General features: G+C 57.7%; 16 protein-coding genes. 8 read left to right on the forward strand and 8 right to left on the reverse strand.

Going from position 1 to position 21,959, the window contains the following annotated elements; all coding sequences use genetic code 11:
- Positions 1–82 precede the first annotated feature (82 nt).
- The gene (locus tag ABIE63_RS01485; protein ID WP_354502194.1) at positions 83–1,273 is read right to left on the reverse strand and encodes a substrate-binding protein; all 1,191 of its coding nucleotides are present in this window, start codon (positions 1,271–1,273) and stop codon (positions 83–85) included.
- Positions 1,274–1,391: 118 nt separating this feature from the next.
- A complete protein-coding gene (locus ABIE63_RS01490) occupies positions 1,392–2,276 on the reverse strand; it encodes a nitrilase family protein (protein WP_183415453.1) in 885 nt (294 codons plus the stop codon).
- A gap of 176 nt (positions 2,277–2,452) precedes the next feature.
- On the opposite strand from ABIE63_RS01490, the gene ABIE63_RS01495 reads away from it, so the two are divergent.
- Positions 2,453–3,046: a cupin domain-containing protein gene (locus ABIE63_RS01495; protein WP_354502198.1), complete on the forward strand. Its 594-nt coding sequence runs from the start codon at positions 2,453–2,455 to the stop codon at positions 3,044–3,046.
- Positions 3,047–3,439: 393 nt separating this feature from the next.
- Here ABIE63_RS01495 and ABIE63_RS01500 read toward each other — a convergent pair whose 3' ends face one another.
- The 4 genes from ABIE63_RS01500 to ABIE63_RS01515 all read right to left on the reverse strand — a co-directional run bounded on the left by ABIE63_RS01500 (position 3,440) and on the right by ABIE63_RS01515 (position 9,149).
- A complete protein-coding gene (locus ABIE63_RS01500; RefSeq protein WP_354502201.1) occupies positions 3,440–5,086 on the reverse strand; it encodes a GGDEF domain-containing phosphodiesterase in 1,647 nt (548 codons plus the stop codon).
- A gap of 166 nt (positions 5,087–5,252) precedes the next feature.
- Positions 5,253–6,230, reverse strand: coding sequence for an NAD-dependent epimerase/dehydratase family protein (locus ABIE63_RS01505; RefSeq protein ID WP_354502204.1), 978 nt, complete (start codon positions 6,228–6,230; stop codon positions 5,253–5,255).
- A complete protein-coding gene (galE, locus tag ABIE63_RS01510; RefSeq protein ID WP_354502207.1) occupies positions 6,227–7,261 on the reverse strand; it encodes a UDP-glucose 4-epimerase GalE in 1,035 nt (344 codons plus the stop codon). The genes ABIE63_RS01505 and galE overlap by 4 nt, the downstream gene beginning before the upstream one ends.
- Positions 7,262–7,391: 130 nt before the next feature.
- The gene (locus tag ABIE63_RS01515; RefSeq protein WP_354502209.1) at positions 7,392–9,149 is read right to left on the reverse strand and encodes a Na/Pi cotransporter family protein; all 1,758 of its coding nucleotides are present in this window, start codon (positions 9,147–9,149) and stop codon (positions 7,392–7,394) included.
- Positions 9,150–9,544: 395 nt separating this feature from the next.
- Here ABIE63_RS01515 and ABIE63_RS01520 point away from each other — a divergent pair, with 395 nt between their 5' ends.
- From ABIE63_RS01520 to ABIE63_RS01530, 3 genes are read left to right on the forward strand one after another with little or no spacing between them, the layout of a single operon-like run.
- Positions 9,545–10,156: a PadR family transcriptional regulator gene (locus ABIE63_RS01520; protein WP_354502211.1), complete on the forward strand. Its 612-nt coding sequence runs from the start codon at positions 9,545–9,547 to the stop codon at positions 10,154–10,156.
- A gap of 1 nt (position 10,157) precedes the next feature.
- A complete protein-coding gene (locus ABIE63_RS01525) occupies positions 10,158–11,258 on the forward strand; it encodes an efflux RND transporter periplasmic adaptor subunit (protein WP_354502214.1) in 1,101 nt (366 codons plus the stop codon).
- The gene (locus tag ABIE63_RS01530) at positions 11,255–14,431 is read left to right on the forward strand and encodes an efflux RND transporter permease subunit (RefSeq protein ID WP_354502217.1); all 3,177 of its coding nucleotides are present in this window, start codon (positions 11,255–11,257) and stop codon (positions 14,429–14,431) included. The genes ABIE63_RS01525 and ABIE63_RS01530 overlap by 4 nt, the downstream gene beginning before the upstream one ends.
- Before the next feature lie 34 nt (positions 14,432–14,465).
- Here the strand turns inward: ABIE63_RS01530 and ABIE63_RS01535 are convergent, their stop codons facing one another.
- Positions 14,466–15,656 (reverse strand): Ig-like domain-containing protein, encoded by a 1,191-nt coding sequence (locus ABIE63_RS01535; protein ID WP_354502220.1) that lies wholly within the window; start codon positions 15,654–15,656, stop codon positions 14,466–14,468.
- 101 nt (positions 15,657–15,757) lie between these two features.
- On the opposite strand from ABIE63_RS01535, the gene ABIE63_RS01540 reads away from it, so the two are divergent.
- The 3 genes from ABIE63_RS01540 to ABIE63_RS01550 all read left to right on the forward strand — a co-directional run bounded on the left by ABIE63_RS01540 (position 15,758) and on the right by ABIE63_RS01550 (position 18,360).
- Positions 15,758–16,411: a TIGR00730 family Rossman fold protein gene (locus ABIE63_RS01540; protein WP_354502223.1), complete on the forward strand. Its 654-nt coding sequence runs from the start codon at positions 15,758–15,760 to the stop codon at positions 16,409–16,411.
- Positions 16,412–16,548: 137 nt separating this feature from the next.
- Entirely contained in the window at positions 16,549–17,772 is a 1,224-nt protein-coding gene (locus ABIE63_RS01545; protein ID WP_183415463.1) for an NADP-dependent isocitrate dehydrogenase, read from the forward strand.
- A gap of 60 nt (positions 17,773–17,832) precedes the next feature.
- Complete coding sequence (locus tag ABIE63_RS01550; protein WP_354502882.1) at positions 17,833–18,360, forward strand: peptidylprolyl isomerase; 528 nt, start codon at positions 17,833–17,835, stop codon at positions 18,358–18,360.
- Positions 18,361–18,434: 74 nt separating this feature from the next.
- Here ABIE63_RS01550 and alaS read toward each other — a convergent pair whose 3' ends face one another.
- The gene (gene alaS / locus ABIE63_RS01555) at positions 18,435–21,092 is read right to left on the reverse strand and encodes an alanine--tRNA ligase (protein WP_354502226.1); all 2,658 of its coding nucleotides are present in this window, start codon (positions 21,090–21,092) and stop codon (positions 18,435–18,437) included.
- A gap of 255 nt (positions 21,093–21,347) precedes the next feature.
- Here alaS and ABIE63_RS01560 point away from each other — a divergent pair, with 255 nt between their 5' ends.
- A complete protein-coding gene (locus ABIE63_RS01560) occupies positions 21,348–21,905 on the forward strand; it encodes an invasion associated locus B family protein (RefSeq protein WP_354502229.1) in 558 nt (185 codons plus the stop codon).
- The last annotated feature ends 54 nt before the right edge of the window (positions 21,906–21,959 follow it).

Consider the following 21,959-nt stretch of genomic DNA (forward strand, 5'->3'; position numbering starts at 1 on the left):
AACACCGACACCTGATTAGAAAGTAACGGGTGCCCCCGTAGTCGGAGAAAACTCCGGCGGGGGCACCCGTGCACGCTCCCGGCTAGAGCGGCAGGTCGCAGCGGGCATCCAAGGGTTCAACACCTTCAAACGACTGCACTTCGGTGAACATATCGTTCACATCGGTCCAGTTCGGTCGAACCTGCATCAGATAAGATGGCAACACAATTTGATTGTCGATTTCGCGCATACGTACCGGTCCCTGGGGCGCACCGTCAAACTCGATGCCCTTCAGGTTGGCGCGCAGTGATTCTGTGCTGACCTCGCCGGCCTTTTCAATGGCCCGTGCAGCCATATGGGCGGCATTGTACATGGAGACGCCGACGGTGTTCATCAGCGCGTTCTCGCCATACTTGGCTTTGAAACGCTTGAGAAAACCTGCATTGTTCGGGTGTTTGATCGACATGAAATAGTCGAAGCTCACATAATCGTTGGCTGATACCTCCGGCCCAAGACCGGAAGTAACGACTTCTTCGTCGTCCACTGTCCACAGAGCAAAATCTTCCTTCATTCCGGCTGCCGCAAATTGCTGGCGGAAGTTGACGGTATCGCTGCCGGTCAGGCTGTGGAAGATGATGTCTGCGCCGGAACTGCGAATATCGCGAAGCACGGATTCATATTGCGGTGTGTTGAAGGGGATATAGACCTCGCCGACAACCTCACCGCCCAGATCTGCAAGCTTCTGCTTGGTTACCTGGTTGGTTACGCGCGGCCAGGCGTAATCCGAGCCAATCATGAAGAACTTTTTACCAAACTTGTTCATCATGTATTCCATGTGCGGCCAGACTTGCTGCGTTGGCTCCGGCCCGAACATGAAGATGTTGGGATTGCACACACCGGGATAGTATTCCTTCTCCTGACCCTCGTAGAAGGTCGGGTAAAGCAGCACTTTGTCGGCGCCTTTAACGACCGGTCCCGCAGCATTTCGCTCGGCACTGGAAAAGGTCCCCGCCAGGAAATCCACACGCTCCTGCCGAATCAGACGGTTTGCCTGCTCCACCACGATGCGCGGTTCAGTTTTTGAATCGCCGACAACCAGCTCCAGCGGCCGACCAAGAACGCCACCAGCAGCGTTGATTTCTTCCGCTGCGAGTTCGAAACCTGCGATGTGCGCCTTTCCGTACACGGTCCATGCACCTGTGAGCGGCGAGATGATACCAACTTTGATCGCTTCGGCGGCACGGGCCGAGCGGATAATGGCTGGTGCGGCGAACGCTGCGGCCGTTACGCCCAACGTCTGTAATGCGCGTCGGCGTGAAACCGGCTTCTTGGTTAAAATCGTGTCTCTCATGATTGACCTCTCCTATCCAATCTGAAATGGCTTCTGGTTGGGGTGAGCCCGTTTGTGGTTTCTAATACCAGCCAGGTTCGTGCGGGCTTCCGAGCATTTCCTCGTAGAGATCGGTACGCCGATCCCGGAGGGGCTGGTTGTATTCGTTCCAGTTACGTTTACGGCGCGCGTCGGCAAGGTTTGCCTCTGCATAGAGGATCTCCTCCTTGTCGGCACTCGCAGGTCCAGCGATCGGCCAGCCAGTATGACTGGTGATCAAACTCTGCCCTTCGAAGGGCTGGCCACGCTCTGTGCCAATCCGATCAGCGGCGGCAATGAATACTGAGTTGCAGTGAGAGGCGGCCATGACCAGCGTATTGGCCATAGCGCGTTCGCCTTTGGCCTGCCCTGGGATGGGGACCCAGTTAGTAGGCACGCAGACAATATCCGCGCCCTGCAGGGCGGCAAGGCGGAAGCTTTCGGGGAACCAGCTATCGTAGCAAATATTGCAGCCGATCCGACCGAGTGGCGTTCTGAAGACCGGAAAACCAAGATCACCCGGTTCGAAAAACAGGTTCTCTTCGTTCCAGAGGTGCACCTTGCGGAAGGTGCCAACGTAACCTTCCGGGCCTATGACGACGGCGCTATTGTAAAGGCTATCTCCTTCACGCTCGTTGATCCCTGCGACAATATGCAAACCGTGTTTGTTTGCGACTGCACACCAGGCGTCGCAGGTTTCGCCACCTGGCACTTCCTCTGAAAGCGCAAAGGCTTCATCGCGATCATTGAAGACGTATCCAGAGTTGCAGAGTTCGGGCAAAACCACGAGTTCTGCTCCATTCGCAGCAGCTTCCTCAATTAGTTCGACGCTGCGTCGGATATTCCTTTTCTTGTCGCCTACGATGGGTTCCATCTGGATGCACGCGATCTTCACAATGGCCTCGCGGCGACCCTTCTTGTCAGCCATTCTTTGAATGCCTCCCTTACGTTAATGATCTTCGCTAGTCATGTTTCCATTGATTTTATCTATGGTCACGTCACTTGAATTTCAATCAATCATCTGGATCAATAGATTTAGAGAGTGTGTGTGATTGCGCAAAGCTTTGGCTGAGTGTAAGGAACCGCCTCAGATATTTTTGAAGGTTGAAAACAGGATTACGGATGCCTCACGGCACAGAGTTCAAGAATCTAGGAACAAAACTCAGGCAAGCGCGTCGTACAAAGCGCCTCACTCTGAAGATAGTGGCCGAACGTGTAGGCTGCTCCGAAAGCATGCTGTCGAAGATCGAATGCGAAAAGACGGTGCCGTCTTTGCGGATGCTGCACCGGATAGTATCGGTGTTGGATACGAGCATCAGTGTCTTGTTTTCAGAAGAAAGCGGCGGCGACGCCCATATCTATCGCAGTGGCCAACGGCCTGTGGTGATCATCGACGATGAGAACGCCCAGAATTTAATTCGCCTGGAGCGATTGGTTCCTCGGATTGACGACCAGATTATCGATGGCAATGTGCACATCATTGGCCCTGGTGCCTACAATGGTGGCGAGATCAATCATCTGGGCCAGGAAGTCGGCTTCGTGCTGGAAGGGACCTTTGAACTGCAAGTGGGCGCCGAAAAATACCTTCTTAATCAAGGCGATTCTTTCTTCTTCCGCTCTGACCTGCCGCACAGCTATCGAAACCCTGGAAACGTCACGGCGAAAGTAATTTGGATCAATTCGCCACCGACCTTCTAATCCTCTACCCATTGGATGTTTTTGGCGTGACAGTACAAAATGTGGACTCACGCAGAGGCGGGCAGCTAAGGGACAACCGTGGACGTGGTCAACAAACTGTTGGGCCCGATGATATCGGTGTTGCACCCTTGTTCGGCTTTGGCGATAGCTTGATCATCGACCGTGAAGCGAATTGCCGCCTCATAGTGCAAAACCTGCCCTTCGCGTGGCCGAATTGCGATTTACAGCAGTACTAGTGGATTGATTCAAATGAATGATATTGCAGGGCGATTGGTGGGTCCCCTATAACGGCGACTGCCTGGAGCCTGTATTTTTTGGATCGAAAGCCGCTACCACGGTCGAAAAATGGATCGCGGGAACCAATCGAGATTCAGACCGGGACTGACAGTTCATTCATCGGCTTGACTTGGTATCCAACCAGCTAAGCATATCCGCCTGGGGCATCGGTCGTGCAAACCAATAGCCCTGGAACATGTCGCAGTCGTTATCGCAAAGCCAATGCATGGTCGCTTCGTCTTCAACACCTTCAGCAACACTTGTAAGCCCAAACTCCATTGCCATATCGATCGCATGGCGCACGATGCACTGATTCTGCGACGAGACCACGACGTCCTTGATAAAAGCCCGATCCAGCTTGATCGTGTCGGCTGGAATATCCCGCAAGTAAGCGAGCGACGAATAGCCTGTTCCGAAATCATCGATGGCTATCGTGATGCCCATTTCTCGAAGGGCTTCGAGCACGGGGACAGCGACCGCCCAATCGCGCACCAAAGCGGTTTCCGTTACCTCAAGCTCCAGCCGCCTGAGAAAGTTGGGATTGCTACGAAAGAGGCCGGATAGACGTTCTGGAAAGCGCTCGTCCGTGACGTCTTCCCCCGACAGGTTGACTGAAATTCTGCTGTCCGCCGATTGATCTTCGATATTCAGACTACCGATGTAGGCAAATGCGCTTCTGAGCGCGTGAGTCGTAATGGCACCGCGCAGATGTGAGCGTTCGGCCAAGGGAATGAACTGGTCTGGGGGGATGAATCCCCGTTCCGGATGGTTCCAGCGGACCAGAAGTTCTGCGCCACAAAAGGAGAGATCCCGGCAGCGCGCCTTGGGCTGGGCGTAAAAGGCCAAGCCTTCATTCATCAAAGCCCGCCGGAGTTCGGCAAGCAGTTCGAGGTTCTCCTTCCGGAGGTCGTTCGTGCGCCTGTCGAAGGAGTGAACTTGAGCACTGGTCAGCGCGCCGTCGGCAATGGCCGCAGCGGCGGCGCGAAGCAGTTCCTCGGATTCACTCGCATCGTCGGGCGATATGGCAACGCCCGCTTCGAGCGATAGCACCAATGCGACACCAGTGGCGTCTTCACTATTCTCGAGAATCTCCAAAATCTGCGCCGTAATTTGCATAGCATCAGAACGGTTGCAATCCGGGAGGAAAACATTGAGGCGATCACGGCCTGAGCGGCCCAAAACCGACGCCTCAGGGACCGCGCTGCTAAGCCGGGCCGAGGCACTTTGAATTGCCGCTTCATAGGCTTCCAGACCAAACGCCACGATCAGTTCGTCATAATTCTTAACCGCAAACTGGATCATCGCGTCGCGCTGGTTTTCAGGGCGATTTACAAAGCAATCCGATATATTATGGAGGAATGCGGAGGTTCGGTAGAGTTTGGTTTCACTGTCATAGTTCAACGCCTCGACAATCTTTTCGTTGCGCGCGTTCAGGGCCGAGCGAAAGCCCCCCACAAGAATGCCGAACCCGGTAAAGTATGCTCCCCGTAAGCTCCAATTGACGAATGACTGCTCTTGGCCGGTCGCAACATCTAATGGCATTAGGGGGCCCATCAAGATAGCACCTGCGACGCCTGCAGCAACGCCGCCAGGAGGACCAAACACAAATGCGCTGATTATGATCGGCACATAGACCAGATGGACATGCGGCAGAGCCGATCCGCCAGACAGGAAAACAACCCACCAACACAGGAGCAGAAGGCTTACAACTATAAGAATAAACAGCGCCCGTCTTGGCAGGCCACCCGACTGCAAATCAATCACAAACCCGCCCCCTCTCCGCCGTATAGGTTTGCCTAAAGGAAAAATCATACCCGGTCACGGCAAAATCCATAGAAAAAACAATCTAAAATTGGAAATTACTGCAAACCGCTTACCATCGGTCGCCGCCAATCAGACAAAGCGGTTCAGGCACAAGACAGGAATCTTCTCAAAGACCTCGGTACGATTTGTACCAATCCACGAACCTGGGTATCCCTTCGGCAATCGTGGTTCGGGGTTGAAAGCCGTGGTCTCGCTGAATAGCGGTAATGTCGGCACTGGTTTGCGGAACATCGCCCGGTTGCAGGGGCAAGAACTCCTTGCTTGCAGTCTGCCCCAAGGCGTCTTCCAGGACGGCAATCATATCCAGCAGGGATTCCGGATGGTTGTTGCCGATGTTGTACAGGCGTTGCGGCGCAGACTGCCCGTCGTCGCGAGGCGGTGCATCGAGCGTCGCCAAGACGCCTTGAACAATATCATCGATGAATGTGAAATCGCGCTTCATCCGGCCGTGGTTGAAGACCTTGATCGCCCGCCCCGCCAAGATAGCCTCGGTGAACAACCACATGGCCATGTCCGGCCGCCCCCAAGGACCATAGACGGTAAAGAAGCGCAGACCGGTCAAAGGCATGCGATAAAGATGAGCATAGCAATGGCTCATCAGTTCGTCGGCCTTCTTGGTCGCCGCATAAAGCGATACCGGCGCATCTACCCTGTCGGCTTCCGAGAAAGGCACCTTGGTGTTGCCGCCGTAAACCGAGCTGGACGATGCATAAACCATATGCTCGAACCCATCCATTTGCCGACAGAGCTCGAGCATGTTTAGGTGTCCGACGAGATTGGCCTGGACATAGGCATGCGGGTTCTCGATCGAATGCCGAACACCGGCCTGTGCGGCCAGATGCACCACACGGCGCAAACGCTGTCCCGCCAGCGCCGCCTTCAAGGCGTCGGCATCGGCTATATCAACCTGATGAAAACCGAACCCAGGCATCGCCAGTAGCCTGGCCAGGCGGTCCGCCTTTAGTTGCGGTGAATAGTAAGTGTTGAGATTGTCGATCCCCACCACGGATTCCCCACGATCGAGCAGCGCTCGTGCCGTGTGATAACCGATGAACCCGGCGGCGCCGGTGACGAGGTAGGTCATGACGCCAACCCGTTTTGCGCACCGGGCATTGCCGTGGGCGTGAAAAACCTCCGCTTATGCCAAGCCCAGGCATCTCCGATGATGGTATCCAAATCGGAACGTTCGGGCGTCCATCTCAAAAGGCTCTGCGCCAGCCTTGGATCCGCGACCAGGCGCGGCGGATCGCCTGCACGTCTCGGGAACGGCTCGGCTGATATCACTTTTCCCGTGACGGCGCGGCACCGGGCTATGACCTCGGCGACCGAGGCCCCGGACCCGGTTCCCAGATTGATCGCCGCCGATGCGCCGCCGCCCAAAAGGTGCTCCAGCGCTGCAACGTGCGCAGCAGCCAAATCGCATACGTGGATGTAGTCCCGTATGGCGGTACCGTCTTCTGTCGGATAGTCGTCGCCATAAACCGAGATACGCTCGCGACGGCCGAGCGCGGCATCCAATACCAAAGGGATCAAGTGTGTTTCGGGCTGGTGAGCTTCACCGATCTCAACGTCGGGATCGGCACCGGCAGCGTTGAAGTAGCGCAAACGTACCGACCGCAAATCATGAGCTACGTCGTAAGCTTCCATGATTTTCTCTGCCGCCAACTTGCTGGCTCCGTAGGGATTGACAGGCTCTTTTGGTTGCCGCTCGTCAATCAGGTCCACGTTGGGTTCACCATAAACCGCCGCGGTCGAGGAAAAGACCAAATGCCCGACACCCCCGCGCTGCATCGCTTCGAGCAGCCGCAGGGTACCGTTCAGATTGATATCCCAGCAAGCGCCCGGGTCTCGCACGGACTCCGATACGACGATCAATCCGGCAAAATGGAGAACCGCGATCGGTTGCGTCTGTTCAATCGCCGCCTGCAGACCTGCGCCGTCGCGCACATCCCCCTCTATCAAAGGGCCCCATTTCACAAACTCTCGATGGCCGCCGGACAAGTTGTCGTAAACAACGGGTTCAAACCCGGCTCGGGCAAGAGCCTTGCAGCAGTGGCTTCCAATGTAGCCTGCGCCGCCTGTCACCAGGACGGTTTTGTTCCTGTCGTCAATCACACGGTTAACCTACCTGCTCGCGTTGGCCCAAAGAAGCCACGCGAGAATGGCCCGATTTGCCATCCTCCGTCCAGCCACGATGACAGAAAGATTCCCGCCGGCGGAATCGTTTTGCCCAACCGGCCGCCCTTCAGGTTTTGGCTGGGCGGCAATTCCCGCTTGCTTCCAGATTACTCGCTTCTTCCGGCAGATTCTGGCGCTTTTTGGCCGGTTTGTCGGATCCGCTGGCCGCATCACGTTTACGCAGGCGACTCTGCGCAAGTTCTCCGCGGCTCTCCAATATCGGATAGGCAACTGACGTCAGGTGGCCATTGATGCGCTTCAGATCACGAATTACGTCAAGATGGAGCGCCGAGGTTTCAATGGATTCCTGGCGCCCGGCGCTTACCCGCTCGAAGTGCAATTCGGCCAGTTTCTGCTCAAGCGCGCGAATGGTGACTTTCTGGTCGAGCAACTGACGCGCAAGCCCGGCGTCTTCGGAAACAAACACGTTCAGCGCCAAGCCAAGGTTATCCATGACGACGGCGTGGAGTTTCTCGATTTCCTTCAGCCCACTGGAGGAAAACAGCAGACGGTTCTTAATCTTCTTGGCGGCTAACTCCATCAAGTTCTTGTCGATGATATCGCCGATGTGCTCCAGATTGGTCGTGAAGGTTAGGATGGCCGTATGCCGCTGACTTTCCTCGCGATCCATTTCCTCTCGGGACAGGCGTGTCAGATAGATCTTTATGGCCTCATAGAGCTTATCCACGTCGTCATCGCGTGTGGATATTTCACGAAGCAACTTCTGATCGTCCTTGCAGAAGACCTCCATCGACTGCCGCAACATCTGCTCCACCATGTCGCCGAGACGCAACGTTTCGCGCGCGGCACTGGCAAGTGCCACGGACGGCGTGTCGACGGCATCAGGGTCGAGATAGCGCGGGCGGCTGTCGTCCTCCTCCTGCTCGACATCCGGCAACAGGCGCTCCAACAGCTTGGCCACAATGCCGGTTAGCGGCAGGAATACCAACGCAACAGCCAAGTTGAATCCGGTATGGGCATTGACGATAAGACGCGGCGAGTCCCCTTCTAGACGCTCCAACAACGCAAGGCACTCCGGCAGGAAGCCCAGCAGCAGCGCCGCACCTATAAACCGCATCATCAAATTGCCGACCGGAGGACGCCTGGCCAGCGCGCCTGACCCGGCGGTCATTGCGACCGGAGCGATGGCGCCGCCAACATTGGCACCCAAGACCAGCGCCAGACCCAGCAGCGGTTCGATAATTCCCGCCGTCGCCAACGACATAAACAACAGCACCATGGCCAGGCTGGAGTGCGCGAGCCAAGTCAATACCGCAGCTACCAGGAAAGCGATCAAGGGCTCGTCGCCCAGGCGTTCCATGAGCAGAGGAAGAATCTCCGACCCTCGAAGCGCGGCCGACGATCCCACAATCAGCTTCAACGATAGAAGCATAAGTCCGAGCCCGACCCCGGCCCTCCCGAGCTGGCGAATGAGCGCCCGCTCACTGCTGAGGAACGCCGTAACACCCGCCACGATCAACAACGGCGAAAGGCTCTTCAAATCGAACGAAAAAACCTGGGCGACAAGCGTCGAGCCAACATCGGCGCCTAGCATGATCGCCAAGGCGGCAGCCGTGGTCATCATGGCGCGGCTTGCGAAACCCGCGACGACCAATGCCGTCGCCGTTGAACTCTGCAACAGCCCTGTAACCAAAATCCCGAAGAAGAAAGCGCGCAATCGGCTTGAAGTGCCAGCGGCAACCACGCGCCGCAACCATGCGCCGAACGCGCGCGTGATGCCGGTCCGCACCATGCGAACGCCCCACAGCAGGAGCGCCACGCCGCCGACAAGGTTGATGATCACTTCAGTGCCACTGAGGTCCATCGCGACTTCCGATCGGACAAGGGTTAAAGAACCACCATGCCCGGACAGTTCCCAACCAGGAACCCGGGCACGATCCAGAAAAATCGAAGGGCAGCACGGAGAAACTTACGAATCACCGCCGCGCCGTAATAAAACTGTAACATTCTCAGCCGCAAAACGAAATGGCCGTTCTTGCCGCCCCGCCGTTCCGATCCCCTTATTAGCGACCGGACCGGGATGATCATAGGCCATCCTTGATTAGGTCAATCACCGACGATCGCCTACGACTTTGTCGTGCCGCGAATGGTGAAAAATGTACGAAATTGATTCGAAGTCTCTCTTACAGCTTGATCTATATCATTTCGATATATATCAAACCGCCATATTATCGACAGAACAAGCGAGTTGTAAAAGCAATGGACACCAAAGCCCTATGCTTGGCCGTGCTCAGTCGCGGCGAGGCCAGTGGATATGAAATCAAGAAGTCACTTGAGAGTATTCCCATCAGTGCCTTGCAAGAGGTTTCTTTCGGGTCGATCTATCCTGCACTCAACAAGCTGACTGAAGAAGAAAGCGTAGTCTGTCGCCAGGAGACCCAAACAAAGCGCCCGGACAAGAAAGTCTACGCGTTGACGGACCTTGGGATGACCAGGTTGATAGAACGTCTGGAGCAGGAACCAGCGCCTGATCGGTTTCGCTCCGATTTCCTCTTCACCTTGAGCTTTGCGCACTTTCTGGAGCCCTCGCTGGTCCGACGGTTAATCGATGATCGCATCGCGTTTTACGAAACCAGGATCCAGGAAATGGAAGGGTGCGATCTGACAAGCGCCACACCAGGAGGGCGTTTCGTGCATGGTTTTGGGCATGCGGTTTATCAGGGCGCCTTGACCTATCTCAGGCAGCAACGCGCCGAACTCTTGGCGGCGCTAAGCGACCTTGCCCACAAAAAAACTCAATCAATCAGACCTGCAAGCGGCATGAAACCGGCTGCTAGTCCGTATAAAGAATCGGGACAATTAGGAAATTGAGATGAACCGATCGATAATCATTGCCTCTCTTATCGCTGTCGCCGCCGTTGCCTGGATCGCTTCAGGCAGCCTGGGCAACGGCTCCGGGCCGCAACCGCAAAAGGAACCGGCCAATCTCTCTGCGTTAAGCGAGCGCCAATCTGTGCGCGTCCGCCAGATCGTGGCCGAGGCACACGAGCGACAGCTTGTATTGCGCGGCTCAACGGAACCGGAACGCGCCGTCGATCTGAAGGCCGAAACCAAAGGGATCATCATTGAGCTGCTCGTGGAGAAAGGAAACGATGTCGCTGCTGGTGACGTCATTGCACGCCTTTCTCCCGAGGATCGTCTGGCGCAACTCGCCGAAGCCAAGGCACTCCGCGAACAACGCCGCATTGAACATGAGGCCAATGTAAAGCTGGCGGACAAGGGCTTTCGCGCGCAGACACAGCTTGCAGGTGCGAAAGCCGGACTGGAGGCGGCCGACGCCGCCGTCAAGAAAGCCGAGATAGAGCTTGAGAACCTGGTCATATCGGCGCCTTTTGCAGGACGCCTGGAAAGCCGTCCGACAGAGCTGGGAAGTTACCTGGAGATTGGCCAGATGGTGGCCCGGATCGTCGACCTCGACCCACTCCTGATCGTGGGTTTCGCGAATGAGCAGGATATCCGTCAAATCGAACTTGGAACGAAGGGTCAAGTGCGATTCGTCGGCGGCGGCCGTGGAGAGGCGGTCGTCTCTTTCATCGCCGCTTCTGCCGAATCCAGCACCCGCACCTTTCGGGTGGAAATGACCATGCCGAATCCTGACGCCGCGGTTCCTGCCGGTATCACCGCCGAGATGATTCTGCCTCGCGTTTCAGTCGTTGCTCACCGTATCAGCCCGGCGATCCTGACGCTGGCTGACAATGGAAAGGTGGGGGTTCGCATTGTCGACGACCAGGGCGTGGTGGCCTTTCGGGAGATATCGATCATCGATGAATCGCGGGATGTCATGTGGGTCACCGGTCTGCCTGAACACGCCACCGTCATCGTGGTGGGGCAAGAGTTCGTCCAAGAAGGCGAGAACGTGAAGGCTATCGATGCCGAAACCCTGGAGCCGCTGGCCTTGGGAACCGCACAATGAAGGCACTGATAGCCGCCTGCTTATCCCATAAACGTAGTGTCATCAGCACACTGGTTTTGCTGTTGATCGCAGGCGCCTATGCCTACGCCGTGATCCCGAAGGAAGATTCGCCGGACGTCAACATACCGATCCTCTATGTCAACGTCTCGCACGACGGCATCTCGCCGGAGGATGCCGAACGCCTTCTCATCAAGCCTTTGGAAACGGAAATGCGGGGCATAGAAGGCGTCAAGGAAATGCGCTCGACCGCCTTCCTTGGCGGCGCCAATGTGTTGCTGGAGTTCGACGCCGGCTTCGATTCCAATCGCGCCTTGATCGATGTTCGCGAGAAGGTCGACCTTGCCAAGCCCGACCTGCCCGACGAAGCCGATGAGCCTGTCGTTAGCGAAGTCAATCTCAGCCTCTTCCCAGTTCTGACCGTGACACTTTCCGGTCAGGTTCCCGAACGCACGCTGCTACGTCTGGCGCGCGACTTGCAGGATCGCCTGGAAACCATCCCCCAGGTGTTGAGCGCAAACCTCAATGGTGACCGCGAGGAGAGGTTGGAGATCGTCGTCGACCCACTGATGCTTGAAAGCTACGGAATCGATACCGAAGAGCTGGTTACCTATGTGAACCGCTCCAACCTGCTGGTCGCTGCAGGTGAACTGGACAACGGCACCGGACGTTTCCCGGTCAAGGTTCCCGGTCTATTCGAAGATTACAAAGACGTACTGGATTTACCGGTCTTGACCGACGGCGATCAGGTCGTGCGGTTTGGCGATCTGGCCGAGCTGCGGCGCACCTTCAAGGATTCCGAAGGATTCGTGCGTGTGAATGGCCAACCTGCCCTGGCACTGGAAATTCAAAAGCGCACGGGTGAGAACATAATCGAGACCATCGAACTCGTCCGCGAGAAGGTGGAGCAGACCCGGAAGTACTGGCCGGAATCGGTCCAGGTAAACTACAGCCAGGATGCCTCAACCAACATTCGCACAATGCTGTCCGACCTGCAGAACAACGTATTGAGCGCTATCCTACTCGTCATGGTCGTCGTCGTGGCAGCCCTGGGACTGCGGTCGGCCGGTCTGGTGGGCGTGGCAATACCTGGATCCTTCCTGACCGGCATCCTGGTTATTTGGTCGATGGGCCTGACGGTCAACGTGGTGGTGCTGTTCAGTCTGATTCTCTCCGTCGGTATGTTGGTCGATGGTGCTATCGTCGTAACCGAATACGCCGACCGAAAGATGAATGAAGGCGAGCCGCGCGGCCGCGCTTATGGCCTAGCCGCACAGCGCATGTCCTGGCCAATCATCGCAGCGACCGCGACCACGCTGGCGGCTTTCCTGCCGCTGGTTTTCTGGCCAGGGATCGTCGGCGAGTTCATGAAGTACCTGCCGATTACGCTGGTTGCGACCTTGTCGGCGTCCCTTGCCATGGCGCTCATCTTCGTGCCAACGCTTGGTGCTCTCATCGGCCGCGCGAGCCACAGCGGTCCCGCACCGCTGTCACCGGATGCGACGGACGACGAGGATTTGGCCAATCTATCGGGAATTACCGGTTACTACGTTCGTCTTTTGCGGAGCGCACTCAAACGGCCAGGAACGGTGCTCGTGACTGCGCTGGCTGTGCTGATCGCCGCCCAGTTCGCTTATGGCGCCTTTGGCAAGGGTATCGAGTTCTTTCCCAAGATCGAGCCGGATAACGCGGCGCTGCAAATCAGAGCGCAGGGCAACTTCTCGATTCAAGAACGCGACACCTTGTTGCAACAGGTGGAAAACCGAATTCTCGATCTCCAAGAAGAACGCGGCGAGTTCCACAGCATTTACGCCTTTTCCATGGCGCGCTCCGGCCAACAGCGTGACGAACCGGAAGACATCATCGGGGTCGTCCAGCTTGAATTCACCGATTGGTTCGCCCGGCGCAAAGCAGATGTAATCCTGGCCGATATTCGGGACCGTACTGCCGATCTGGCAGGTATTCATCTGGAAACCCGCAAGGAAGAGGCCGGCCCGCCAGTTGGGAAGCCAATCCAGATCGAGGTCGGCTCGGATTCACCTGAACGCATTGCAGCGACCGCCGAGCGCATTGCAGCAAAGCTGGAATCGATGGACGGATTGCTCAACATCGAAGACGGCGGCAGCCTGCCCGGCATCGAATGGAATTTGACGGTAGATCGGGCGCAAGCCGCGAAGTTCGGCGCGGACATCAGCCTCATCGGAAGTTACGTCCGCATGGTCACCAACGGCATGATCATTGGCGGTTATCGCCCCGACGACAGTGACGATGAGATCGATATCGTGGTGCGACTGACCGAGCGAGAACGAACAGTTTCCTACCTCGACGATCTGCGCATTCAAACCAAGCAGGGTTCGATCCCCATCAGCAACTTCGTCACCCGATCGGCGCAACCCAAGATCAATCAGCTAAGGCGCGTCGATGGCCAGCGCGTAGTGACGCTGCGCGCCGATGTCGCGCCCGGCGTCTTGGCTTCCGAAAAGGTGGCGGAGATTCAAAATTGGATGCTGGAACAAGAACCTGACCCATTGGTCAATATTCGCTTCAAGGGCGAAGATGAAGAACAGCAGAAGGCCCAGGCTTTCCTTGGTAAGGCATTCGTGGTGGCGTTGTTCTTGATGGCCATCATCCTAGTGACCCAGTTCAACTCCTTTTACAGTGCATTCCTGATCCTGACCGCCGTGGTGATGTCGACGGTCGGCGTCATGTTGGGGCTGTTGTTGACCGGACAACCTTTTGGGATCGTCATGTCCGGGATAGGGGTCATAGCCTTGGCAGGCATCGTCGTTAACAACAACATTGTGCTGATCGATACCTATGATCGTCTGAAGGAAACGGCGCGCAGCGACTTCGATGCCATACTGCGCACCGGCGCGCAGCGACTTCGCCCTGTTCTGCTGACCAGTGTCACGACAATTCTCGGCCTCATGCCGATGGTGCTCGCTCTGAACATTGATTTTGTGGCGCGCGACCTGCAGATCGGCGCGCCCTCCACTCAATGGTGGCGGCAACTATCAACCGCCATTGCCTTTGGCCTGGCTTTTGCGACACTGCTAACGCTTTTCGTCACGCCGTCGGCCTTGATGGCCCGTGCGAAGTTCAAGGCATGGCGGTCCGCTCGCAAAGAAAGACGCCAAACCAAACGCGGTGCGGCCAACCCCTCGCCTGCCGAATGATCGTTTTGATCGCAATGGCTCCGCGGGTCCGGAACTACTGAACGCCCTGCCCCTCTGGGATCATGAAAACCTGCCCTGGATAGATCAGATCGGGGTTGCGTATCTGATCTTTGTTCGCCTCCAGGATAAGGGTGTAGCGCATGCCCTCCCCATAGGCGCGGCGCGCCAAGCGCCAGAGGCTGTTTCCAGGTTGGACGACCGCAATACCGTCTCCGGTTAGCGGCCCCTGGCCGCCGGCACGATAGAAAGGCGTTTCCACCCTTGCCACCACTTTGCCAGCGCCGTCGATTTGATCGACCCGAAGCTGATGCGTGCCGGTAGCAACACGCTCCGCCGGCGAGAATTGCCACCGGCGATCCTGCCCCGCCCGGGTGTCGCCGACAGCTTTGTTGTCCAGATAGATCAGAAGCCGGGCGTCCGCCGGCGCCTGCCCACCAACCACCAGATTTCCGTCGGCGTCGTAATCGATAATCTCCAACGCCAGATCACCCGCTGAAATCCCCTCTCCGACATTGCCTTGTAGCACGCGGGGAACCGAGCCTTCGGTGCCGGGCACCAGGACCGCCAATGGCTGCGCCAACGTCGCGGTCTGATCGCCGCCGCCTGCGGGTAACGTGTTGCCGTCGGCGCCTGCCACCTGGTTCGACCCAGGCACGACAATAACGACCGATTGCTCGGATTCCGTCCAGGGTGACGCCTCGGAAGCGCGTGAGCGAAGCGTCAAACGATGTTCTCCCGGCCCCAACGGCTGCTCGGGCAACGCCACAAATTCGCCGCGTTCATTCGTGGTGGCGCGGGCGACAATGTTTCCCTCTTCGTCCACCACTTCAATATCGGCGCCCAGGTCGCCGCGTCCGGCGATCACCGTGGCACCGTCACGCTCTACCCTGACGATATCGAAAGAGGGTTTGACCGGTGGCAAGGCAATGGCGGGGGATCCGCTGGTCGCTGCCTCACTTGTGCCTTGGGAAGCGGAGGCCATATCGGATGCACCGGCCGAGGTGTTGCCTGCAGTTGTGGCGTCGGAAGAAACCGATGCCGTCGACTGCGCGCCGCTCGTGGGTTGCTCCGCCGTTGATTCTGCGGTGTTCTCAGCGCCACTTTGCAGGGGTGCTTCAGACGTCACGGCCGGTTTGGGCGGCGCTTCGGGATCATTAAAATAGAAGAACAGCGCCGCCACACCCAACGCCAGGGCAACAACGATCAGCACGCCGTATTGTTTCACCGTACAACGCCCCCCACTTTACGACTCCTATCCAGCTCCGTTCCGCGTTTGCCGGGTGCATGCTCTTTGGGCGTGCGCCCTTGCATTGTCACGAAGCCGCCATGACATCCACACTCGGCACAGGTTACAGTGATCTGAAAGAAAAGCAAAAGAAGGAAGCCACCAACGTCATGCCTAAAATTCGAAGTCTTTGTGCCTATTGCGGAGCATCTCAACGCGTTGATCCCCTTTACCTGGATACCGCCAAAGCTTTGGGCCGCGAAGCCGCCTTGCGCGGAATCGAACTGATCTTTGGTGGTGGACGCGTTGGCATGATGGGTGCGGTCGCCGACGGCGCGATCGCGGAAGGCGGGAGTGTTGTGGGCATCATCCCTGAGCACCTGGAAAGCGTGGAGGTCGGCCATCAAGGCGTAACGCGTTTGGAAGTGGTTCCTTCAATGCATGTCCGCAAGATGCGCATGTTCGAACTTTCCGATGCCTTCTGCATCCTGCCCGGCGGACTTGGCACCCTGGACGAAACCTTCGAGATACTGACTTGGCGGCAACTTGGACTTCATGACAAGCCGGTGGTTGTGCTGGACACCCTGAACTACTGGCAACCTCTCAAAGCTTTGATCGAGCATCAGGTCAAGGTCGGTTTCGTGAAGCCCGAGCATGCCGAGATGCTGACATACGTCAGCGATCTGGAGACGCTGTTCGAGACGCTGGAGGCCGAACCCCGTTCCCGGATCGAAGGAGAAAGTGAGCGCTTTTAGGCGGTCGGGGCTACCCCATGTTGCGCTGCGGCGTAAGGCCGACTATCTTGCCCGCGACTTTCAACACCGGCGGACCCGGCCTCTTTTGTAATTGGCCCCTCCCGCCGGATATCGTCGGCCATTAACGGAGGCGCAGTATGCCCAAGATTCAGGTTAAGAACCCTGTCGTCGAGCTCGACGGCGATGAGATGACCCGCATCATCTGGAAGATGATCCGCGAACGTCTGATCCAGCCCTATCTCGATGTTGACCTCAAGTACTTCGATCTGGGTGTCGAGAAGCGCGACGAGACCAACGACCAGATCACGGTGGACGCAGCCAACGCCATCAAACAGCACGGCGTCGGCGTTAAATGCGCGACCATCACGCCCGACGAGGATCGGGTCACGGAATTCAACCTGAAAAAGATGTGGCGCTCGCCAAACGGCACGATCCGAAACATTCTGGGCGGCACGGTATTCCGTCAACCGATCATCTGTGAGAACGTGCCGCGCCTGGTGCCCGGCTGGACCCAACCGATCGTGATCGGTCGTCACGCCTTCGGCGATCAATACCGCGCCACCGACTTCTTGGTTCCTGGCCCCGGAAAGCTGACCATGACCTTCACACCTGCCGACGGCGGCGAGGCGGTCACCTATGACGTGCATGATTTCCCCGATGCCGGTGTTGCTATGGGAATGTACAACCACGACGAATCGATCCGCGGTTTTGCCAGGGCCTGCATGAACTACGGTTTGACCCTGGGCTGGCCGGTCTACCTCTCCACCAAGAATACGATCCTCAAAGCCTATGACGGACGATTCAAGGATCTTTTCCAAGAGGTTTACGAAGCCGAATTCGCCGACAAATTCTCGGCGAAGGGTATCACCTACGAGCATCGTCTGATCGACGACATGGTTGCTTCCGCCCTCAAGTGGTCCGGGGGGTTCGTCTGGGCCTGCAAGAACTACGACGGCGATGTACAGTCCGATACTGTTGCCCAGGGCTTTGGCTCATTGGGCCTGATGACTTCCGTCCTGATGACGCCGGACGGCAAGACCGTCGAAGCGGAGGCCGCGCACGGCACGGTCACGCGGCACTACCGCATGCACCAGCAGGGCAAGGAGACCTCGACCAACCCGATCGCCTCAATCTTTGCCTGGACGCGTGGACTATCCTACCGTGGCGCCTTCGACGGCACCCCGGACGTAGTCCGTTTTGCCGAAACGCTGGAGAAAGTCTGCATCGACACAGTTGAAGCCGGCGACATGACCAAGGACCTCGCTTTGCTGGTTTCCCCGAATCAACCCTGGCTGACCTCGCAGAAGTTCTTCGATAAGGTCGACCAGAACTTGCAGAAGGCCATGGCCAATTGGAAGTGACGGGTTAAGTCGGCAAGGAAGGGGACGCTAACAATGAGACGACTACTGACACTCTTTTTGATGATTGGAGGACTGATGGCCGCGAGCCTGGAGGGCGCCAATGCCCAGACTGATCCCGAGAACACCCTCGTCCTGGAACTGAAGGACGGCAAGGTGCTTATCGAAATGCTGCCGGAGGTAGCTCCCAACCACGTTGCCCGCATCAAGGAACTGACCCGTGAGGGATTCTATGACGGCATCGTGTTTCACCGCGTCATGGAAGGCTTCATGGCACAGAGCGGTGATCCGACGGGCACCGGCACCGGCGGTTCCGGTGTCAACATTGGGGCCGAGTTCTCCAATGAGCCATTTAGCCGCGGCACCGCTGGCATGGCGCGTGCGCAACATCCCGACAGCGCCGACAGCCAGTTTTTCATCACCTTCGCCGACGCCTCCTTCCTGAACGGTCAATACACCGTTTGGGGCCGTGTGGTCGACGGAATGGAATACGTGGACAACATCAAGAAAGCACCCGCCGGCCGCCAGTCCGGCGCCGTGGACGATCCCGATAAAATCGTTTCCATGAAGGTTTTGGCGGACGTTCAGTAAGAACGCTGCGCTTATCCAACGAAAAAGGGCCGACAAGCGTCGGCCCTTTTTTTAATTCTTCCGCGCAGCCCGATCTATCCCGCCAAGGCCGCCTCGATCGCCTGGATCGCGGCGGCGGCATTGCCGCTGTCGGGGCCGCCAGCCTGGGCCATGTCTGGACGGCCACCGCCGCCCTTGCCGCCTATGGCTTGTGAACCGGCACGCACCAGATCGACGGCCGAGAGTGTTGCCGTCAGATCGTCTGTGACGCCGGCAACCAGCGAGGCCTTGCCGTCACTGACAGCGATCAGAGCCACGACGCCGGAGCCCACCTGCTGCTTGAGCGTGTCCGCCATGGGCTTCAGATCCCTTGCCGATACTCCTTCAAGCACCTGCCCAATGAACTTTATGCCACCGATATCCTTGACCTTGGGGCCTGATTGACCGCTGCCACCGCCGGTCGCTAACTTGCGCCGCAAGTCGCCAACCTCACGCTCCAGGCGCTTGCGTTCCTCCATCAGGGCCGCGACGCGCTGAGGAAGGTCCGAGGCGGCGCTACGCAACGTTGCCGCCGTATCGGCCAAAACCTCTTCTTGCGCCTCAACATAAGCTAGGGCATCGACACCGGTCACGGCTTCCAGTCTCCGGACGCCCGACGCCAGCGCTTCCTCGCGGATAATCTTGAAAAAACCGATGTCACCGACACGCCGAACATGCGTACCACCGCAAAGTTCGGTCGAGTAGGCCTTGTCGTCCCTGGCGCGGTCTGCGCCGCCCATTGAGACAACCCGCACCTCGTCTCCGTACTTCTCGCCGAAAAGCGCCAACGCACCCTCTTCGATGGCTTCCTCCGGCGTCATGTAACGGGTCGTGACCTCGGCGTTCTTGACGATGGTTTCGTTGACCAGTTTCTCGACGGCGACGATATCCTCGCGCGTCAATGGCTTGGGATGGCTGATATCGAAGCGCAGGCGATCCGGCGCGACCAACGAGCCTTTCTGCGTGACATGGTCGCCCAAGCGTCGGCGTAGGGCCTCGTGCAGCAGGTGCGTCGCCGAATGGTTGGCCCGCAGACGCGCGCGGCGCACGGCGTCCACCCGCAGTTCCACCGCCTCTCCGACTTCCAGGCTGCCGCGTTCCAGCTTCCCTAGGTGTACGTGCAGCGACCCCAGCTTCTTTTGCGTATCGGCAACACTGAAGCTCGCCCCTTCCGCCGAGAAGAGCGCACCGCTATCGCCCATCTGACCGCCAGACTCACCGTAGAAAGGGGTTTGGTTAGTAAGAACGGCTGCCTCCTGGCCGGCCTCGATCCGTTCCACGGGCTTGCCGTCCACCACAAGCGCCACAACCTGGCCCTCGGCTTCTTCCGCCTCGTAGCCGAGGAACTCCGTGCTGCCCAACTCATCTTCCAGTGTAAACCAGAGCGCTTCCGTGGCGGCTTCGCCTGAACCAGACCAGGCCTTGCGGGCCGTCGCACGCTGTTGGTCCATCGACGCCTCGAAGCCTTGCGTATCCACGCCCCGCCCTTGGCCGCGCAAGATATCTTGCGTCAGGTCAAGCGGGAAGCCGAAGGTATCGTACAGTTTGAAGGCTACATCGCCCGATAGCGGCTCCTGGTCGCCTAACCGGGAAACCTCGTCCTCCAGCAACTTCAGACCGCGTCCAAGCGTATCCTTAAAGCGCGTCTCCTCTAACTTGAGCGTTTCCGTGATCAACGATTTTGCGCGTTGCAGCTCCGGGTAGTGCTGCCCCATTTCCGTGATCAAGGCTGGCACCAGCCGATGCATCAAAGGTTCCTGGCACCCCAGGATGTGCGCGTGGCGCATGGCACGGCGCATGATGCGTCGCAGAACATAACCGCGCCCGTCCTTGGATGGCAGAACACCGTCTGCGATCAAAAAAGACGACGCGCGCAAGTGATCCGCGATCACCCGGTGCGACACCGCACCCGGACCATCCGGCGGTGTGCCGGACGCCTCCGCCGAGGCTTCTATCAAGCCCCTCATCAAGTCGATATCGTAGTTGTCGTGCTTGCCCTGCATGACCGCGGAAATGCGCTCGAGGCCCATGCCCGTATCGATCGACGGCTTTGGCAGATCGATACGGTTGCCCGGCGCAATCTGCTCGTACTGCATGAACACGAGGTTCCAGATTTCGATGAAGCGGTCACCATCTTCATCCGGACTGCCCGGAGGGCCGCCCGGAATATGATCGCCGTGATCGAAGAAGATCTCCGAACAGGGGCCGCAAGGGCCGGTGTCGCCCATCTGCCAAAAATTGTCAGAAGTGGGTATCCGAATGATCTTTGATTCCGGCAGACCGGCAATCTTACGCCACAAATCGAAGGCTTCGTCATCTTCGGAGTAAACCGTCACAAGCAGGCGATCGGCCGGTAAGCCATACTCCTTTGTGACCAGATTCCAGGCCAACTCGATCGCCGTATCCTTGAAGTAATCGCCGAAGGAAAAATTCCCCAGCATCTCAAAGAAAGTGTGGTGGCGTGCGGTATAGCCAACATTCTCGAGATCGTTGTGCTTGCCCCCCGCACGCACACATTTCTGCGACGTTGCGGCGCGCTTGTAGGGCCGTTGTTCCGCGCCGGTGAAAACATTCTTGAACTGAACCATTCCGGCGTTGGTGAAAAGCAATGTCGGATCGTTGCGCGGCACCAGCGCCGAGGAAGCGACAGGCTCGTGACCGTGCTTTTCAAAGTAACCAAGGAATTGGTTTCTGATTTCGTTGGCTGAAGTCATGGCTTTCACTTAAGCATCAAATTTTTGCGAAACAGATGTCGGTTCTCAAACAAGCTGGAGCCTTTCAACGATGGAGCCGCGTCGGTAATCCGGGACCCGCGCGGTTTTAGCCTTCAGGCGGTCACCTGTCCAGCGATCACGCATCGCAAAGGCATCTCGCCTCGCCCGGTGGTTCCGAATTATCCTGGCCAAGCGGGGGGACGACGCGCTACAACTCGGCCCCTCAGAAGAGCCAAAAATTGATTGAGACGATCTATGATGCACAAGATTACTCCCTCCCGCCCGAACGGCGTGACGCGATTCCTAACCGCTTGCTTGGTGCTGACGGCGATCCTTTCGCTACCACGCACCGCGGCGGCCCAAGGCGCGGACGCCGACGGAGCCATTTTTAAGGACTGGCGCATTCGCTGCAGCCCTGCACAGAACGCCGAAGGGCAGGATCAACCGGTAATCTGTGAAGCTTACCAAGTTGTGTTGCGTGAAGATCAGCAACAGCCGGTTCTCGAAGTCGTCATCGCCTTCCCGCCCAGCCAGGAGAATGCCGTCGGCGCGATCATTGTTCCGCTTGGCGTCCTACTGCCGGCCGGGATCGCGGTCTCAATCGACGAAAAGCCCCTTGGCAAACTTCCCTATCAACGTTGCGGAGCCAAAGGTTGCCTGGGACAGTTCATCTTCACGCCTGAACAGTTCAAAGCATGGCGTTCCGGCACCAAGGGCCAGGTAACGATCACGCACGGCAACGGAAAGGAGCTGGCGATACCGCTTTCGCTCCTCGGCTTTACCGACGCAACAAACGCAATCAGTAAAAAGTAAAAAGGGCCGCCCAACCGGGCGACCCATCTTTTACCGTTTGTCGATCCCGGGCGG

The sequence above is a fragment of the Limibacillus sp. MBR-115 genome (genome assembly GCF_040549425.1).
Lineage (GTDB): Bacteria > Pseudomonadota > Alphaproteobacteria > Kiloniellales > CECT-8803 > Limibacillus > Limibacillus halophilus.

Coding starts and splice junctions, on each gene's coding strand:
- alaS (WP_354502226.1), bottom strand. CDS start 21,092: ATGACTTCAGCCAACGAAATCAGAAACCAATTCCTTGGTTACTTTGAA.
- ABIE63_RS01515 (WP_354502209.1), bottom strand. CDS start 9,149: ATGGACCTCAGTGGCACTGAAGTGATCATCAACCTTGTCGGCGGCGTG.
- ABIE63_RS01525 (WP_354502214.1), top strand. CDS start 10,158: ATGAACCGATCGATAATCATTGCCTCTCTTATCGCTGTCGCCGCCGTT.
- ABIE63_RS01550 (WP_354502882.1), top strand. CDS start 17,833: ATGATTGGAGGACTGATGGCCGCGAGCCTGGAGGGCGCCAATGCCCAG.
- ABIE63_RS01560 (WP_354502229.1), top strand. CDS start 21,348: ATGATGCACAAGATTACTCCCTCCCGCCCGAACGGCGTGACGCGATTC.
- ABIE63_RS01545 (WP_183415463.1), top strand. CDS start 16,549: ATGCCCAAGATTCAGGTTAAGAACCCTGTCGTCGAGCTCGACGGCGAT.
- ABIE63_RS01530 (WP_354502217.1), top strand. CDS start 11,255: ATGAAGGCACTGATAGCCGCCTGCTTATCCCATAAACGTAGTGTCATC.
- ABIE63_RS01540 (WP_354502223.1), top strand. CDS start 15,758: ATGACATCCACACTCGGCACAGGTTACAGTGATCTGAAAGAAAAGCAA.
- ABIE63_RS01490 (WP_183415453.1), bottom strand. CDS start 2,276: ATGGCTGACAAGAAGGGTCGCCGCGAGGCCATTGTGAAGATCGCGTGC.
- ABIE63_RS01520 (WP_354502211.1), top strand. CDS start 9,545: ATGGACACCAAAGCCCTATGCTTGGCCGTGCTCAGTCGCGGCGAGGCC.
- ABIE63_RS01505 (WP_354502204.1), bottom strand. CDS start 6,230: ATGACCTACCTCGTCACCGGCGCCGCCGGGTTCATCGGTTATCACACG.